Source organism: Bradyrhizobium sp. A11 (genome assembly GCF_042077125.1).
Classification (GTDB): domain Bacteria; phylum Pseudomonadota; class Alphaproteobacteria; order Rhizobiales; family Xanthobacteraceae; genus Bradyrhizobium; species Bradyrhizobium japonicum_B.
In genome coordinates this window covers 4,257,080-4,272,936 of record NZ_CP149509.1, presented here as the reverse complement: position 1 = coordinate 4,272,936, position 15,857 = coordinate 4,257,080, and the positions used below count along the sequence as shown (strand labels likewise).

The following is a 15,857-nucleotide window of genomic DNA, read 5'->3' as shown; positions in this document are numbered from 1 at the left end:
GAAGATGTGGACCTGCTCGCGCAAGTTCTTGTCAACGGAATGCTCCTGGGCGGTCTGTACGCTGTGATGGCGCTCGGTCTCGCCCTGGTCTGGGGCGTGCTCAATATCGTCAACCTCGCGCATGGCGCGTTCATCATGCTCGGCGGCTATATGTCCTGGTACCTGTACACTTATGCCGGGATCGACCCGTTTCTGGGGCTGCCGCTGACTGCCGTGGTGATGTTCGCGGTGGGATACGGCGTGCAACGAGGCCTTTTGAACCTGATTGTCAGCGCGCCGATGTTCAACACTCTGCTGGTGACCTTCGGGATCGAGGTCGTGCTCACCTACCTGGCTCAGTTGGCGTTTTCAGCCGACTTCCGCACGATCAACCCGTCCTATGCCGGCAACAGCATCGCCTTGAGAACGGTGGTACTGCCGGTGTCGCGTCTTCTGGCGTTCGGCATTGCGATTCTGCTGACCGTCAGCATGTGGCTCTTCTTGCTGCGCACACGGCTCGGACGTGCGATCCGCGCCACCGCGCAAAATCTGGTCGCGGCCCGGCTGTACGGCGTCGAGCCCCGGCACCTCTACGCCATGACGTTTGGAATCGGGATTGCGCTGGCTGGCGCCGCCGGAGGCCTCTACGGAACGGTGTCGCAAATCAATCCCTATATCGGCGCGGCGCTGACGGCCAAATCCTTTGCCATCTCGATCATAGGCGGACTGGACAATCCGCTCGGTGTGATCGTCGGCGGCTTATTCCTGGGAGTCCTGGAGTCCCTGACAGCACTCTATATCGGATCGACCTTCTCCGACGTGGCAAGCTTCGGCGTGCTGGTGTTGGTGCTGATCGTTCGCCCCAACGGTCTGCTCGGGAAAGCGGCATGAAGGCGGCACGCACCATGCTACTTCTGGCCGCGATTGCCGTCCTGGCAGCGGTGCCGTGGTTTGGTTCGGACGTGCTCATCCAATTTGGCATCAATGCCCTGCTTCTGGCCGTTCTGGCGCAAGGCTGGAATGTCATTGGGGGCTATGCGGGCTATGCCTCCTTCGGAAATTCGGTTTTTTACGGGCTCGGTAGCTACGGCGTGGCCATCGCGATGGTGCAGTGGCAATTGCCTTTCGGGGTCGGCCTCCTGTTCGGCGCGGCGCTTGCGGCCGTGTTTGCCGTGCTCATTGGGATACCGGTGCTGCGGCTGCGGGGGCACTACTTCGCGATCGCGACGCTGGCGCTCGCCCAGGTCATGGCCGCGATCGTCTCCAACGTGAAACTGGCCGGGCGGAACATCGGACTCGTCTTGCCGCCCCTCAACAACGACCCGCTGTTTTACGAGTTGTCGCTGCTGCTGCTCGTGCTCGCGACTCTGACCGTCTACTGGCTGACGCGCAGCCGCTTCGGCTTTGGATTGATCGCCATCCGCGAAAATGAGGAAGGCGCGGCGGTGATGGGTGTCAATACGACCCTCTACAAAACCGTGGCTTTTGCCATCTCGGGTGTATTCAGCGCGCTGGCGGGCGGCATTCACGCCTACTGGGTGACGTTCATCGACCCGGAAAGCGCGTTCGATATCGGCCTGAACGTCAAGATGATCATCATGGCGGTATTTGGCGGACCCGGGACGGTTTTCGGCCCCGTCGTCGGGGCTCTTTCGCTTTCGGCGGTTTCCGAGCTTCTGTCGAGCGAGATCACCAGTCTCGCGGGCCTGTTCTTCGGCGTTGTGGTCGTCGTCGCGGTCGTCTTGATGCCGCGCGGCCTGGCCGACATGCTGCGGCGCTTTCGCAGCACGGGCTGGCGTTACTTCGCCGAAAATATTCGGAGCCACCAACTGTGACGGTGATGCTCGAAATCAGCCACGTCACCCGACGCTTTGAGGGGCTGGTCGCCGTCGACGACGTCAGCTTCATGCTGCTGCGCGGCGAGATCCTCGGCCTGATCGGTCCGAACGGTGCAGGCAAATCCACGCTGGTCAGCCTGATAAGCGGAACGCTGGCTCCCAGCTCCGGCGACATCCTCTTCGAAGGAAGGTCCATTGTTCGCTTGCCTGCATATCGCCGTGCAAGACTGGGTATAGGCCGCACCTTTCAGATCATGCGTCCCTTTCCCGGTCTATCGGTTCTGGACAACGTCGCCGTGGGGGCACTGTTCGGACGGGGAGGCGGACAGGCCCAAATGTCGAAAGCCCGCGAGCAGGCCCGCGCTCAGTTGGATTTCGTCGGACTCGCCAAAAATATCGATCAGCGCGCCGACGAATTGGGGGGGCCCGGCCGCAAGCGGCTCGAGCTGGCAAAGGCGTTGGCAATGAAGCCGAAGGTTCTTCTGTGCGATGAGGTCATGGCGGGTCTCAATCAGGTCGAGATCGAAGACGTGATCGAAGTGATCCGCAAAGTTCGCAATGAGGGGATCAGCGTCCTTGTCATCGAGCACGTCATCAAGGCCATCAGGAGTCTGTCGGATCGGTTGCTGGTGCTGAATCATGGCGTGAAGATCGCCGAGGGCGATCCAGGCCGCGTTCTGTCGAACCAAACGGTCGTCGAGGCCTATCTCGGCAAGAGGCGGGCATGAAATTGGACCCGGCAGCCAAAGCGGTCCCGCTGCTTGACGTGCGCGGGGTAAGTGCGGGCTACGGCGGAATGCCGGTCTTGCAGGACGTAACCCTGAAGATCTACGCGGCCGAGGTCGTGACGCTGGTCGGCAGCAACGGGGCGGGCAAGACCACTCTGCTGCGCGCGCTGTCGCGCGTGCTTCCCTGCCAGGGCAGCATGAACTTCAATTCCCAGGACCTCTTGCCGATGACGTCCGACGGTGCCTTTAGAGCCGGCCTCGTACAGGTTCCTGAAGGTCGTCAGCTCTTCGACCGCATGAGCGTACGGGACAATCTGTTGATGGGCGCGTTCGTACGCGCGGACAGGTCCGGAATAAGCCGAGATCTGGACAGAATGTACTCTCTATTTCCGCGCCTGGCGGAACGCCGGCGTCAGCTTGCCGGCAGCTTATCGGGAGGCGAACAGCAGATGTGCGCGATGGCCCGCGGATTGATGGCCGCTCCGATCCTCTTGATGATCGACGAGATGAGCTTGGGACTGGCACCGGTAGTCGTGGAGCAGTTGATCGATGCGCTGGTGGCGATCCGCAGCGAGGGCGTGACAGTTCTGTTGGTCGAACAGGACGTCAATCTGGCTCTGTCGGTTGCCGACCGAGGTTACGTCATGGAAAGCGGCCATATCGCTCGCAGCGGGTCCGCCAAGCAGCTCATCGACGATCCAGAAGTCCGACGTGCTTATCTCGGGCTTTGAGACATCGGCCTGCGACGGAAGGACCGTATCGAGGAAGGTCGATTCGATGCGAAGGGGCGGTGGAGAGATAGTTTCGTGCCATGCCGGAAAGGGGAGTACGTTGAAATGCCGGTTTTGCCCAAGCCGCAATTCGAGCATACCGTCATCAAGCAGGACACGATCGCTAAACTGAAATCGCTGCAACGGAGCAACGACGGCTGCAACGTGCACGGTAGCGCCGAAACGGTGATCTGCGACTTCCTCGACGCAGTCGGCTACGAAGAGATCGCACGCGAATTTCGGAAGGTCCACGAGATGTATCCGGTGGTGGTTCCCAGATACTCGAGGCCTTCCTGGCGATCTTAGGCGAGTGACACGGGCGGCGGGCGCAAAGGCTCGCTAAGGTCTGAAGCGGACATGGCGCTCCGCTGCCGGCGAAGAGGCTGGTCCCGCTCCTTTGGCCCAAGTCTTCAATCGCCAGAGAGCCACATGTGACATCGCGCCATGCAAATGGACCGTGGACCGCAACGTCTCTGATGTCGGCCTGGAAGAAGGACGCGAATTTCAACGATCAAGAATCATGCATTTAAGCTGCAATTAAAATCCATTGCCGCTCGGGCGCTCTGATGGAAGATAGATGCAACCACTTGCTTTGAAGGTCGTGAGGCAAGCAGGTCTAGCGTTCCAAGCTTGATCGGAATTGGCGATGACAACCATGTCGACAGTCGGTGACGCGCACGATGGGGGGCAGGGACGCCCGGGCGGCTGGCGTCGCTATCTCTATTCGACTAACCACAAGGATATCGGCACGATGTACTTCGTGCTCGCCATATGTGCCGGTTTTATCGGCGGAACCTTTTCGGTTTTGATTCGGATGGAATTGCAGCTTCCCGGCCTGCAGATTTTCACAGACCCCCATATCTACAACGTATTCGTGACAGGCCACGGCCTGATCATGATCTTCTTCACGCTCATGCCTGCGATGATGGGCGGATTCGGCAACTGGATGGTGCCGCTCATGATCGGAGCGCCGGACATGGCGTTTCCGCGCATGAACAACATTTCATTCTGGTTGCTGCCGGCGTCGTTTCTTCTGCTCATCATTTCGATGTTCGTCGAGGGCGCGCCTGGATCAGACGGCGCCGGCACCGGGTGGACGCTCTACGCCCCGTTGTCGACCGCCGGTCATCCGGGACCGGCAGTCGATTTCGTGATCCTGTCGATGCATCTCGCGGGTGCGTCGTCGATTCTCGGCTCGATCAACTTCATCACGACGATCTTCAATATGCGAGCGCCCGGCATGACGATGCATAAGATGCCGCTGTTCGTCTGGTCGGTCCTCGTTACGGCTTTCCTGTTGTTGCTCTCGCTGCCTGTATTGGCTGGTGCCATCACCATGCTCCTCACCGACCGCAATTTCGGGACGACGTTCTTCGCGCCTGAAGGCGGTGGAGACCCGATCCTGTATCAGCATCTGTTCTGGTTCTTCGGTCATCCCGAGGTCTACATCATGATTCTGCCCGGCTTCGGCATCGTGAGCCACGTCGTATCCACGTTCAGCCGCAAGCCGATTTTCGGCTATCTCGGGATGGTCTATGCGCTGCTTGCGATTGGGGTCATCGGATTCCTCGTCTGGGCCCATCATATGTACACCGTCGGCATGTCCAGCAGCGCGCAGGCGTATTTCGCCTTGGCCAGCATGGTTATCGCTGTGCCGACGGGCATTAAGATCTTTTCCTGGATAGCGACGATGTGGGGTGGATCGATAACCTTTAGGACGCCCATGCTGTGGGCAATCGGATTCATCTTCGTGTTCACGATCGGAGGAGTTACCGGCGTTGTCCTTGCCAATCCAGGCATCGACCGATCGCTGCAGGACACCTACTACGTCGTTGCGCATTTCCATTACGTCCTGTCGCTTGGCGCCGTGTTCGCAATTTTTGCAGGCTGGTATTATTGGTTTCCGAAGATGACCGGATACATGTTTTCGGAAACCCTGGGCAAACTGCACTTCTGGCTGACGTTTGTCGGCGTCAACATTGCGTTTTTCCCTATGCATTTTCTCGGATTGTCGGGAATGCCGCGACGAATCGCAGACTATCCGGACGCATTCGGCGGCATGAATCAGATTGCCTCCATCGGATCCTATCTCTCCGCCGCCGGACTGATCACGTTCTTCGCAACTATGGTGTATGCCTTCGTCCGGAAAGAGAGGGCAGCGAGCAACCCGTGGGGACTCGGCGCGACTACGCTAGAGTGGACGCTTTCGTCTCCGCCGCCGTTCCACCAATTCCAAGTATTGCCTCGGATTTCGGGAGATCACTAGGGACCCTGCGCACGTTGGCGCGAAGAAGCAGGCGGCTCATATCGCCGCGGAAGCAAGAGGCATGACAGGACGAAGAGCGCTCTTCATCGATGGAGCCAATTTGGATCGGACGGCCAGAAGCCTTGGCTTCGAGATCGACTACAAAAGATTGTTGCTCGAATTCGAAAAATCCGGGAGCATTGTCCGTTCTTACTTCTACTTGGCGATAAGAGAAAGCGCGGCCGGCGACGTTCAGCGTCTCACTGACTGGCTCGAGGTCAATCGGTTCACCGTCCGTATGAAGTTGATCAAGCGCCATGAGGATGAGGGTAGGAGGTCGAGGCGCAGCATTGGTATGGACCTTGCCATTGACGCGCTCGAGATCGCCCCGCGAGTGGATGAACTGTTCCTTTTCTCTGGCGACGGCGATTTTCGTGCCCTCGTCGAGGCGGTTCAGCGTTTGGGGGTCAGAGTCACGGTCGTGTCGAGTGTACAGACCACACCGGCGATGGCATCCGAAGAGCTGAGGCGGCAAGCAGACGCGTTCCTCGAATTAGCAACGCTAAGGAATTCAATCCAGAGATAGACGCGGTGGACGAATGGCGAGAGTTAGCAGCGCAAACTCGATGCAAATATCCAAGTAATTTTCGGGGCTTTGAAATGCCCCCGCTGGCAACCCGCGAGTGCGGCGGAAATCGGCGTAAAGGTAAAGGTCTGCGTGAATAGCACTCCACGCGATGCGCGAGAGTGGCGAGATACAAGCGGCGCCTGAATAGATCTTGCGGGACCGCAATCGCCGATCGAGCCGCGGCGCCGCGCACGGGCACGGGATAGGCTGCAGCTTTATAGAAAGGCGGGGCATGGCGTGGGTGGCCGGCCTAATGCTCCCGCGCAAAGCCTGGTGTACGGTTATAACCGTCTACGTCAGCTCGCTTTGCGGATCGCGATCCCCTTGGAGTTGATACGGCCCATCAAATCTTTCCAAGACTTGACGAAAGACTGGGCGCCGTCGTTCTGCAGCTTGGCAGCGAGTACGTCGATATCGATGCCGGCCTTCAGGAATTCGGCGAGAACCCTCTCGCAGTCTCCTCCGTCAGGATCGAGGGCCGTGTCGACCTCGCCGTGGTCTTCAAAGGCCTTGAGGGTAGCGTCCGGTATCGTATTGATCGTGAAAGGTGCCGCGAGCGCTTTGATGTAGAGGATATCGGGGGCGTGCGGATCTTTGGTGCCGGTGCTGGCCCATAGCAGGCGCTGAGGTAGTGCGCCGGCGTTGGCGGCGCGCAGGAAGCGCGGGGAGGCCAACAACTCTCGATAAGCCTTGTAGGTCCGCTGAGCGACGGCTATGCCGAGCCGGGTTGTCAGCGCGCCCGGAACCTTGCCGGCGACTGCGACATCCCAGCGGCTGACGAAGAGCGAGGCAACCGAGGCCACTGCCGGATTCAGCCCCGCCGCGATGCGCCGCTCGACGCCGCGCAGGTAGGAATCGGCAGCCGCGACGTATTGCTCGCGCGAAAAAAGCAGCGTGACGTTGATGGGAACGCCGGCAAAGATAGCCGCCTCGATGGCAGGCAGCCCTTCCGCAGTGCCGGGAATCTTAATGAACAGGTTGGGCTTGCCGCCACGCCGGTGAAGCTCGAGCGCCGCCTCGACGGTCTTGCCGCTGTCATGAGCTAAGGCGGGCGAGACTTCCAGCGACACCCAGCCGTCGATCCCATTTGTCCGGGCGAAAACAGGTTGAAATAGCTCGGCGGCGCGGGTCAAATCTGCAAGGGCCAGATCGAAAAAAAGATCCTCAACCGATTTTGTCGGCAACGCTTGCCGGGAAATGTCGACGTCATAGGTTGTGCTGTTGTTGATCGCATGATTGAAGATTGCGGGGTTCGACGTGAGACCAGACACCGAGAGCTCGTCGATGTAATGTTGCAGAGTGCCATCGTTGAGCAAATCGCGAGTGATGTTGTCGAGCCACAAGCTTTGACCGAAATCGTGAAGCGTTCTTGTCGGATTCATCGCGCTACCTCCGTGTTGAATGCGACGGGCATAGACGCGGCGCGAGGCGACGGATGTGCTCCGGTCGTCTGGCGACGGGATTGGATGACGCCGCTGTTCACACCGAAGCACCTCAGATATCCAAACACCGCGGTTAACGTCGCGCCGTTAGTGTTGTCTCTTGTCCGCCTTTGACAAGCGATAAATATTGCGCGTCAACCTCAGAAAAGATGATAAGTGCGGATGGACTTGCATCCTTCGATCGCAGCTCGAGCGGCCACTGTTTAATACGGCGTTTCGGTCAGCGGACAGAGCGGCGGCACAACAAAATAGTCAATACCATGTCTCTGAAACTCGTTCATTAGTTGGCACCCGATCAGCAAAGTCAGTGCATGCAAGGCAATTGCAACAGCCCCGACTGGTGGCTGCTCAAGAGCGCAGGCGTAGCCGGTAGGAAGTACGATCGGGCGCTGCGTGCCACGGGCAACCGCTACGGCGACCGGCGACTGTTCGGCCGTCATGAGGGCACGATGCGATTATCTGACCTCTGTCCGACGGAAGGGGTCCGCCATATCGTCGTGACCGCTGCGACTGCTGAAGAACATCAGCGCCATCAGCCCGCAACCGACTAGCATGGAGAAGAATGTTCCGAGGCCAAGGGCTATCCAGCCATGCTTTCCGATTTCCACACCGGTGGTCGCTCCCCACGTGATAAGAGCTCCAGCGCCGGTGAGCAACAATATGGCTGTTAGAATGGTCAACAGAGCGATTTCTGCGCCTTTAGTCTTCCTCATATCCTGCTCCCGTTCTTTCGAGGTTTGCGTGGGCTGCAAGTTTGATGCGGCCGGACTGATCCGTGGCATTTACGAGGAAACACCGTGGCTCTAAGCCGCGCTCGTATGGTGGGTCCAGCGTCGCCGATGGACCGACCTATCTGGCTGTCATCCGAAACCGACAGAACGGTTAGATCTCTTTTGCGCCTGCCGGGTGACTCGAAGTCGATCCGCTGACGCTTTTCGGCTTCGAAATTGGCGATTGATCTCTCCTATGCCGCAGATGGTCCTGGGTCATCATCAAGAGGCTTGCTCTGCCGACGCGACGCCTTGGGCAGGAGTGGCACTGCCTTGGCGTCTGACTGGGCCACGTTTTGCACCCTGACAACGTTCAAACAGCCGGCAACGAAGTATGGCATTTGGTCGCCGACCTGAAGCCCGATCAAAGCCGCACCTAGCGGTGTCAAAACTGAAATGCGGGCAAGATCCGCTTGACACTCCTCGGGCCAGACCAGTTGGACCCTTCGCGGAGGAACGCCCCAGTTGGGGTAGTAGGTGACCCACGATCCTATGGTCACGAATGAGGGGAGATCCTCCGACTCTTCGGGTACGATCTCGGCCCTGTTGATCTCACCCATAAGGAAGATCCCGTCCAAGTCTCCTTGTCGGGCGGCAATGTGGGCGAGCTGTTCAAGCCGTGGATAGTCAGATGCGGTGAGCGCGATTTTTGGAAGAGGCAGCATGACAAACTCCTTCTGCTTCAATTCGATCTCTCGGGTGGAGATCACGAAAGCTGGAAAAGAGCCCGGACGGCGCGCACACCGTCCGGCTAACCGCCTGCATGAAGGAGACCGGCGTGAAGATCAAAGCGCGCCGCGCGCGTATCAATGTCGATGCTATAAGCCATAGTACAACTAATATGGTGTCCTTAGCCCGTCGGCGACATTGCGGCGAAACCGCGCAGTCGCTTGCACTGAAGCCGAGTGAAACCCCTGCTGGGTGAAGTAGGCGGCGGCCATACACAAGTGCACGCACATAGTACGCTGAACAGTATGTCGGTCCGCATCTGAGGACCCTAACGTTCTGTCGCCTGAACAGGGCCGGGCCGGCCTTTGACGTGAATGTGAGCCGCAATTCCGCAGCACGTCGTTATATTGGGCTGTACCCACCCGCGTGGAACAACGAATGGCATCCACGACATGCGACGCCGCTCAGAGTTCAGTGAACCCAAAAACGGCGAGGCCGTTGTGCTGAACGGCTGGCGGGTGATCGCGCTCTGCGGATTGTACGCGCTTTTTGGCGCTCTGGCGGGCGCAATTGCTGCCCTGGTTGGCACTTTTCCTCATTGGATCTGAACCGTTCGATTGTGAACGAGTGCTGGCCTTGGCCCCGGGTATGCCGGTCGACCTCGCACAACGGCGTCCAACCTTACAGTGGCGATGTGCGTCTGTCTCGGCTAAGCAAGCTGGGTCGCGAATACATACTGTCCACCTAGCAGCTGGGGCAGCGAAGGCATGTTCCTCCTTGCCGTTCTCGTCCTTCCTTTCGTCGGAAGCTTCATTGCGGCCCTCCTGCGGGTCCATGCCCGCAATGCTGCGGCATGGCTCGCCGGAGGAGTTGCACTTGCAGCCTTTTGCATCATTGCTGTGGCCTATCCGAGCGTGACGCACGGCGGGGTCGTCGGCTGGCGCACGGCGTGGGTTGCCGAACTTGGGCTTTCGTTCGCACTGAGACTCGATGGCTTCGCCTGGTCGTTCGCCACGTTGGTGACCGGCATCGGATTTCTGGTGGTGCTGTACGCCCGCTATTACATGTCGCCTAGCGACCCCGTTCCGCGGTTCTTTTCTCTCCTGCTCGCCTTCATGGGGGCGATGTTGGGGATCGTGCTCTCCGGCAATCTGATCCAGCTCGTTTTTTTCTGGGAGCTGACCAGCCTGTTTTCGTTCTTGCTGATCAGCTATTGGCATCACAATGCGGCCGCCAGGGACGGTGCACGGATGGCGCTGGTGATCACCTCGAGTGGCGGACTCTGCCTCTTTGCCGGCGTGCTGCTGGTCGGTCACATCGTCGGCAGCTATGACCTTGACAAGGTGTTGACGTCAGGAGAGGCGATCCGTTCGCACGCGCTCTATGTCCCCGCGCTCGTGCTGATCCTGCTCGGCGCCCTGACCAAGAGCGCCCAATTTCCCTTCCATTTTTGGCTGCCGCACGCGATGGCTGCTCCGACTCCCGTATCCGCCTATCTGCACTCGGCAACGATGGTGAAGGCGGGCGTGTTTCTTTTGGTCAGACTCTGGCCCGCGCTCGGCGGATCGAACGAATGGCTGTGGCTGGTAGGATCGGCCGGTCTGGTCACCTTTTTACTGGGCGCGTTTCTCGCGGTATTCCAGCAGGATCTAAAGGGCCTACTGGCTTACTCGACCATCAGCCATCTCGGCTTGATCACGCTCTTGACCGGACTGGACACGCCGTTCGGGCAGATCGCGGCGATCTTTCACATCATGAACCACGCCACCTTCAAGGCCTCGCTGTTCATGGCTGCCGGCATCATCGACCACGAAACCGGCACGCGCGACATCAGGCGCCTGAGCGGTCTCTACGCGTTCATGCCGATCACCGCGACGCTGGCCATGGTTGCGGCCGGATCGATGGCCGGCGTGCCGCTGCTGAATGGCTTCCTCTCGAAAGAGATGTTCTTCGCCGAGACAATCGAAGTCCATGACAATTCATTCGTCGATAAGGCGCTTCCCTACATCGTCACTGCGGCAAGCACTTTCACCGTTGCCTATTCTCTCCGGTTCATTCGCGACGTGTTCTTCGGTCCCGCCCCCGTCGGCCTTCCGCACACGCCTCACGAGCCGCCCCTCCTGATGCGGCTTCCAGCCGAGCTTCTCGTGCTTGCATGCGTCGTGGTGGGCATCGCTCCGGCGTTGACCGTTGCACCGGTCCTCGACACCGCCGCTGGCGCCGTGCTCGGCTCCAACATGCCGGAGTACAGTCTCAGGATCTGGCACGGCTTCACGCCCGAATTGCTGATGAGCGGCCTGGCGATGGTTGGTGGCGTCGGCGTCTATGTGATACTGCGCTCCTACCTTCTCGTTAACGAGGGGCCGCCCCTGCTCGGCCGTTTCAGCGGGAAGCAGATCTTCGACTGGACGATGGTGACGCTATCCTGGCGTCTCGCACGCTGGCTCGAGAGCAAGCTCGGAACGAGACGTCTCCAGCCACAATTGAGAGTCCTGGCCGGTACAGCGTTCCTCTCTGCCTTGCTGCCGCTCTATTCGCGCGGCGTCCCGCTTGCGGATCCCCTGCGCACTACATTCGACCTTGCGTTCGTTTTGCTTTGGACGGTCGGCGCCGCCTGCGCGGTCGGCGCCGCGATCCAGGCCAAGTTTCATCGTGTCGTCGCTCTGATCCTGCTCGGGTCTGCCGGTCTCGTGACCTGCGTCACCTTCGTATGGCTATCGGCTCCCGACGTGGCCCTGACGCAGATCGTCGTCGAGACGGTCACGACAGTGCTCCTGCTACTCGGCTTGCGATGGTTGCCAAAACGTATCGCCCCGGCCAGGGCGGAAGCGCCAGCCGGCAGGATTCGATGGCACCGCGTGCGTGACTTCGCGATCGCGCTCTCCGTCGGCGTCGGATTGGCGACGCTCGCGTTTGCAGCCCTGCAGCATCCCGATACGAACAGCATTTCGCGCTACTTCGTCGAAAACGCCTATACAAAGGGTGGCGGAACGAACGTGGTCAATGTCATCCTGGTGGACTTCCGCGGATTCGACACAATGGGTGAGATCACAGTTCTCGCCGTCGTTGCGCTCACCGTCTATGCGCTGTTGCGCCGCTTCCGTCCGGCGCCTGAGAGCATCCCCATTCCCGAACAGCAGCACGCCCAGGACAGCCACGACGAGGCGCATCCCGACCGACAGAAGGGGGACACCGCCAAGGATACGACGGAGACGGCGGCGCTGATGATGAGGCTGATGTTTCCCGTGATCGGGGTCGTAGCGGTCTTCCTGCTGTTGCGCGGGCACGATCTTCCGGGCGGAGGCTTCGTGGCCGGTGTCGCCATGGCGACCGCGTTCATCCTGCAGTACATGGCTCGCGGCACGACATGGGTGGAAGCTCGTCTGCACGTCATGCCGGTGCGCTGGATGGGGATTGGACTTCTGCTCGCTGGCTGCACGGGGGCAGCCGCCTGCGTGTTCGGATATCCGTTTCTGACCTCGTACTTTGCGTATGCCGAGCTGCCGCTGGTCGGCCGCGTCCCCACGGCGAGCGCATTCCTTTTCGACGTCGGCGTGTTCTCACTCGTGATCGGCGCCACGGTGCTGATGCTCATCGCGATCGCCCATCAATCGCTGCGTCGCTACGCGGTTCCGCCTCAGAGCGGCCGAGGCTTGGCCGGTGAGCCATCGAGGGAGGAACTGGTCTGATGGAGTGCGTGCTCGCGATCGGTATCGGTACGCTCGCGGCGTCCGGCGTTTGGCTGATCCTCAGGCCGCGCACCTTTCAGGTTATCATCGGGCTGTCGTTGCTTTCCTACTCGGTCAATCTGTTCATCGTGGCCATGGGGCGAGTGCGGGCCGGGGCTCCGGTGCTCATCGCAAAGGAGGCTGGAGATCCTGCGCGGTATGCCGATCCGCTCCCGCAGGCGCTTGTACTGACTGCAATCGTCATCAGTTTCGCGACCACCGCGCTCTTCCTCGTGGTGCTGCTGGTATCCCGCGGCCTCGCCCGGACCGATCATGTCGACGGCCAGGAGCCGGAAGCGTGAGCGGCGCCTCTGGTCTGATCATTGCCCCGATCCTCCTGCCCCTGCTGGCAGGTGCCGGCATGCTGCTGCTCAACGGTGAGAGGCACCGGTGGATCGTGGCCGGCCTCAACGTCGGCGCAACCGTTGCCCTCGTTTGCATCGCCACGATCCTGCTCGGAATCTCCGATACCGGCACGAGCGACGTCTATCGTCTGGGCAATTGGCCTGCGCCGTTCGGAATTGTCCTCGTTCTCGATCGGCTGTCGGCTCTAATGCTGTTGCTGACCAATATCCTCGCGCTGGCCTCAGTTGTGTACTCCCTTGCACGCTGGCACCGGGCAGGCGCGCATTTCCATTCGCTGTTTCAATTCCTGCTGATGGGCCTGAACGGCGCTTTCCTCACGGGCGATCTCTTCAACCTGTTCGTGTTCTTCGAGTTGTTGCTGGCGGCCTCATACGGCCTTCTGCTGCACGGATCCGGCCTTGCACGGGTGAAGGCAGGGCTGCATTACATCGTCGTCAACCTCGCCGCCTCGCTGTTGTTTCTGATCGGGGTCAGCCTGATCTACGGCGTGACCGGAACGCTCAACATGGCGGATCTCGCGGCACGCGTGCCGGCGATCGCCGCCGAGAGCCGCGGCTTGCTTGAAGCAGGTGCGGGCGTGCTTGCGATTGCCTTCCTGCTCAAGGCGGGAATGTGGCCCTTGAACTTCTGGCTGCCGACCGCCTACGCCGCCGCAAGTCCGCCGGTGGCGTCGATCTTCGCGATCATGACGAAGGTCGGCGTCTATATCGTGCTGCGCCTGTCGCTATTGCTTTTCGGCGAGGACGCCGGCGCATCGGCCGGCTTCGGCAGGGAGTTCTTGTTGTTGGCCGGCTTGGCAACGGTCCTGTTCGGAGCCATCGGCACCCTGGCCTCGCAAGACACCGCCCGGCTCGGCGGTTTCTCGGTGCTTATATCCTCTGGAACGGTGCTCGCCGCCACGGGGATGGGACAGGTCGGCGTCACCAGTGGAGCGCTCTTCTACCTGGTCAGCTCGACGCTCGGCATCGGCGCATTCTTTCTCTTGGTCGAGCTCATCGAGCGCGGCCGTGAACCTGGAGCGGACATGATCGCTGTCACGCGGGAAGCTTATGGGGAGGAGGTCGAGACAGACGAAGCCGACGGAGATGTGGGCATCGCGATCGTGGCCACCATGGGATTGCTCGGCGTCGCTTTCATCGGCTGTGCGCTGGTTATCGCCGGCTTGCCGCCGCTGTCCGGATTTATCGCCAAATTCGCGCTGCTCGTGGCGGCGCTGCATCCAGCCGACCAGCCGGGCGGGGCCATCCCCGGCGGCGGATGGGCTCTCCTCGCGGTGCTGATCCTCTCGGGTTTCGCGACCTTGGTCGCGATGGCACGCGCGGGGATCCGCATCTTCTGGGCCTCGCCCGATCGCACTGTGCCGCGCGTGCGCGTGATCGAGATGGCGCCGATCATGTTCCTGTTGTTCATCTGTGCTGCGCAAACCGTCTGGGCGGGTCCCGTGATCCGCTTCATGCAGGCCGCGGCGCATTCCCTCCACTCGCCGGCTGACTACATCAGCGACGTACTGGACACCGGCTCTAGCAGCCGACAAGGGGAGGGCAAATGACACGCTTGCTGCCCTTTCCCATTGTCAGCGTCTGCCTGCTCGCGCTGTGGCTGCTGCTCAATCAAGCGGTCACCCTCGGGCACATCCTGCTTGGCTGCGTGGTCGCGCTCGTCGGCGGACGGATTCTGACCGTACTGGAATTACCGAGCCTGCGGGTCAGGCGACCCGGCGTCATTCTGCGACTATTGGCACTGGTCACCGTCGACATCGTCCGCTCGAATCTAGCGGTGGGGCGGATCGTTCTCGGCTTTGGACGGCGACAACGAGCGCCGGGCTTTGTGGAGATTCCCCTCGACATACGCCACCCGTATGGACTGGCCTCACTCGCCTGCATCATTACGTCGACCCCAGGGACTCTGTGGGTGAATTTTGACGCCCAAAGAGGGGCGCTGACCATCCACGTTCTGGACCTTGTCGATGAAGAGGAGTGGGTCCGCACGATCAAGCACCGTTACGAACGTCATCTGCTGGAGATATTCGAATGAGCCAGCTCATGCTGACCTGCTCGCTCCTGGTCGCGCAGGTGTTGCTGGGATTGGCGATCGGCTGCGGCGCTTTGCGCATCTTCCTCGGACCGCGCGCGCAGGATCGCGTTCTCGGTTTCGACACGTTGTCCGTCAACGCGATGTTGTTGCTTCTGACGGTTGGGATTCGAACGGGCGAGGCGCTCTATTTCGAGGCGGCTCTGGCCATGGCCCTGTTCGGCTTTGTCGGTACGGTTGCCTTGGCCAAGTTCCTCCTTCGCGGCGAGGTGATCGAATGAACGGCATCGAGCACTTGCCGCCTTGGGCTGCCGTACTCACTGCGGTCTTCCTATTGACAGGCGCTGCCGTCACGCTGATCGGCTCGCTGGGCCTTTTGCGGCTCGGCACCTTCTACGAGCGGGTCCATGCGCCGACGCTCGGAACGACTCTCGGCACCGTCTTCATCGCCGCCGCTTCGATGATCTGCTTCTCGGTTCTGCAGACCAGACCGGTGCTGCACGAAATCCTGATCGTCGTACTCGGTATCGTGACCACCCCGATCGCGCTGACCATTCTCGTCGGCGCAGCCCGCTTTCGTGACACCGCCGAACGGGCACAGCCGGCGGAACCACAGGATAGGTAGGCCGGGAGCTGCTCACGCGCCGGTTCCAGACGGAGCGC

General features: G+C 60.5%; 16 protein-coding genes. 13 read left to right on the top strand and 3 right to left on the bottom strand.

The genetic code is table 11. From position 1 onward, the window contains the following. Positions 1-6: 6 nt before the first annotated feature. The 7 genes from WI560_RS20000 to WI560_RS19970 all read left to right on the top strand — a co-directional run bounded on the left by WI560_RS20000 (position 7) and on the right by WI560_RS19970 (position 6,146). Complete coding sequence (locus tag WI560_RS20000; RefSeq protein WP_375304552.1) at positions 7-870, top strand: branched-chain amino acid ABC transporter permease; 864 nt, start codon at positions 7-9, stop codon at positions 868-870. Next, positions 867-1,814, top strand: coding sequence for a branched-chain amino acid ABC transporter permease (locus WI560_RS19995; RefSeq protein ID WP_375304551.1), 948 nt, complete (start codon positions 867-869; stop codon positions 1,812-1,814). The genes WI560_RS20000 and WI560_RS19995 overlap by 4 nt, the downstream gene beginning before the upstream one ends. Beyond that, the gene (locus WI560_RS19990) at positions 1,811-2,545 is read left to right on the top strand and encodes an ABC transporter ATP-binding protein (RefSeq protein WP_375304550.1); all 735 of its coding nucleotides are present in this window, start codon (positions 1,811-1,813) and stop codon (positions 2,543-2,545) included. The genes WI560_RS19995 and WI560_RS19990 overlap by 4 nt, the downstream gene beginning before the upstream one ends. After that, the gene (locus WI560_RS19985; RefSeq protein WP_375304549.1) at positions 2,542-3,276 is read left to right on the top strand and encodes an ABC transporter ATP-binding protein; all 735 of its coding nucleotides are present in this window, start codon (positions 2,542-2,544) and stop codon (positions 3,274-3,276) included. The genes WI560_RS19990 and WI560_RS19985 overlap by 4 nt, the downstream gene beginning before the upstream one ends. Positions 3,277-3,381: 105 nt before the next feature. Further along, positions 3,382-3,621: a hypothetical protein gene (locus WI560_RS19980; RefSeq protein WP_375304548.1), complete on the top strand. Its 240-nt coding sequence runs from the start codon at positions 3,382-3,384 to the stop codon at positions 3,619-3,621. A 340-nt stretch (positions 3,622-3,961) separates the two neighbouring features. Next, on the top strand, positions 3,962-5,581 hold the full coding sequence (gene ctaD, locus WI560_RS19975) for a cytochrome c oxidase subunit I (RefSeq protein WP_375304547.1): 1,620 nt from the start codon (positions 3,962-3,964) through the stop codon (positions 5,579-5,581). A gap of 61 nt (positions 5,582-5,642) precedes the next feature. Further along, positions 5,643-6,146 carry an NYN domain-containing protein gene (locus tag WI560_RS19970; protein ID WP_375304546.1) on the top strand — a complete coding sequence of 168 codons (504 nt, stop codon included), beginning with the start codon at positions 5,643-5,645 and terminating at the stop codon, positions 6,144-6,146. Positions 6,147-6,484: 338 nt separating this feature from the next. Here WI560_RS19970 and tal read toward each other — a convergent pair whose 3' ends face one another. The 3 genes from tal to WI560_RS19955 all read right to left on the bottom strand — a co-directional run bounded on the left by tal (position 6,485) and on the right by WI560_RS19955 (position 9,086). Then, positions 6,485-7,570 (bottom strand): transaldolase, encoded by a 1,086-nt coding sequence (gene tal, locus WI560_RS19965; RefSeq protein WP_375304545.1) that lies wholly within the window; start codon positions 7,568-7,570, stop codon positions 6,485-6,487. A 515-nt stretch (positions 7,571-8,085) separates the two neighbouring features. After that, positions 8,086-8,343: a hypothetical protein gene (locus WI560_RS19960; protein WP_375304544.1), complete on the bottom strand. Its 258-nt coding sequence runs from the start codon at positions 8,341-8,343 to the stop codon at positions 8,086-8,088. 251 nt (positions 8,344-8,594) lie between these two features. Continuing rightward, positions 8,595-9,086, bottom strand: coding sequence for a GreA/GreB family elongation factor (locus WI560_RS19955; protein WP_375304543.1), 492 nt, complete (start codon positions 9,084-9,086; stop codon positions 8,595-8,597). A 750-nt stretch (positions 9,087-9,836) separates the two neighbouring features. Between WI560_RS19955 and WI560_RS19950 the strand changes: the two genes are divergently transcribed. Genes WI560_RS19950 through mnhG form a run of 6 tightly spaced genes read left to right on the top strand, consistent with a single transcriptional unit; the run spans position 9,837 to position 15,819 of the window. Beyond that, complete coding sequence (locus WI560_RS19950) at positions 9,837-12,758, top strand: monovalent cation/H+ antiporter subunit A (RefSeq protein ID WP_375304542.1); 2,922 nt, start codon at positions 9,837-9,839, stop codon at positions 12,756-12,758. Next, a complete protein-coding gene (locus tag WI560_RS19945) occupies positions 12,758-13,099 on the top strand; it encodes a Na+/H+ antiporter subunit C (RefSeq protein ID WP_375304541.1) in 342 nt (113 codons plus the stop codon). Before WI560_RS19950 ends, WI560_RS19945 begins: the two co-directional genes overlap by 1 nt. 59 nt (positions 13,100-13,158) lie before the next feature. Continuing rightward, the gene (locus tag WI560_RS19940) at positions 13,159-14,712 is read left to right on the top strand and encodes a monovalent cation/H+ antiporter subunit D (RefSeq protein ID WP_375308873.1); all 1,554 of its coding nucleotides are present in this window, start codon (positions 13,159-13,161) and stop codon (positions 14,710-14,712) included. Next, a complete protein-coding gene (locus tag WI560_RS19935) occupies positions 14,709-15,197 on the top strand; it encodes a Na+/H+ antiporter subunit E (RefSeq protein ID WP_375304540.1) in 489 nt (162 codons plus the stop codon). Before WI560_RS19940 ends, WI560_RS19935 begins: the two co-directional genes overlap by 4 nt. Next, positions 15,194-15,475: a K+/H+ antiporter subunit F gene (locus WI560_RS19930; RefSeq protein WP_375304539.1), complete on the top strand. Its 282-nt coding sequence runs from the start codon at positions 15,194-15,196 to the stop codon at positions 15,473-15,475. Before WI560_RS19935 ends, WI560_RS19930 begins: the two co-directional genes overlap by 4 nt. Next, entirely contained in the window at positions 15,472-15,819 is a 348-nt protein-coding gene (gene mnhG, locus WI560_RS19925; protein ID WP_375304538.1) for a monovalent cation/H(+) antiporter subunit G, read from the top strand. The genes WI560_RS19930 and mnhG overlap by 4 nt, the downstream gene beginning before the upstream one ends. Positions 15,820-15,857 lie beyond the last annotated feature (38 nt).

Bases quoted from the DNA above. Each gene is read 5' to 3' on its own strand.
- WI560_RS19950 (WP_375304542.1), top strand. From the start codon at position 9,837: ATGTTCCTCCTTGCCGTTCTCGTCCTTCCTTTCGTCGGAAGCTTCATT.
- WI560_RS19940 (WP_375308873.1), top strand. From the start codon at position 13,159: ATGCTGCTGCTCAACGGTGAGAGGCACCGGTGGATCGTGGCCGGCCTC.
- WI560_RS19935 (WP_375304540.1), top strand. From the start codon at position 14,709: ATGACACGCTTGCTGCCCTTTCCCATTGTCAGCGTCTGCCTGCTCGCG.
- tal (WP_375304545.1), bottom strand. From the start codon at position 7,570: ATGAATCCGACAAGAACGCTTCACGATTTCGGTCAAAGCTTGTGGCTC.
- WI560_RS19970 (WP_375304546.1), top strand. From the start codon at position 5,643: ATGACAGGACGAAGAGCGCTCTTCATCGATGGAGCCAATTTGGATCGG.
- WI560_RS19960 (WP_375304544.1), bottom strand. From the start codon at position 8,343: ATGAGGAAGACTAAAGGCGCAGAAATCGCTCTGTTGACCATTCTAACA.
- WI560_RS19985 (WP_375304549.1), top strand. From the start codon at position 2,542: ATGAAATTGGACCCGGCAGCCAAAGCGGTCCCGCTGCTTGACGTGCGC.
- WI560_RS19945 (WP_375304541.1), top strand. From the start codon at position 12,758: ATGGAGTGCGTGCTCGCGATCGGTATCGGTACGCTCGCGGCGTCCGGC.
- mnhG (WP_375304538.1), top strand. From the start codon at position 15,472: ATGAACGGCATCGAGCACTTGCCGCCTTGGGCTGCCGTACTCACTGCG.
- WI560_RS19980 (WP_375304548.1), top strand. From the start codon at position 3,382: ATGCCGGTTTTGCCCAAGCCGCAATTCGAGCATACCGTCATCAAGCAG.
- WI560_RS19930 (WP_375304539.1), top strand. From the start codon at position 15,194: ATGAGCCAGCTCATGCTGACCTGCTCGCTCCTGGTCGCGCAGGTGTTG.
- WI560_RS19995 (WP_375304551.1), top strand. From the start codon at position 867: ATGAAGGCGGCACGCACCATGCTACTTCTGGCCGCGATTGCCGTCCTG.
- ctaD (WP_375304547.1), top strand. From the start codon at position 3,962: ATGACAACCATGTCGACAGTCGGTGACGCGCACGATGGGGGGCAGGGA.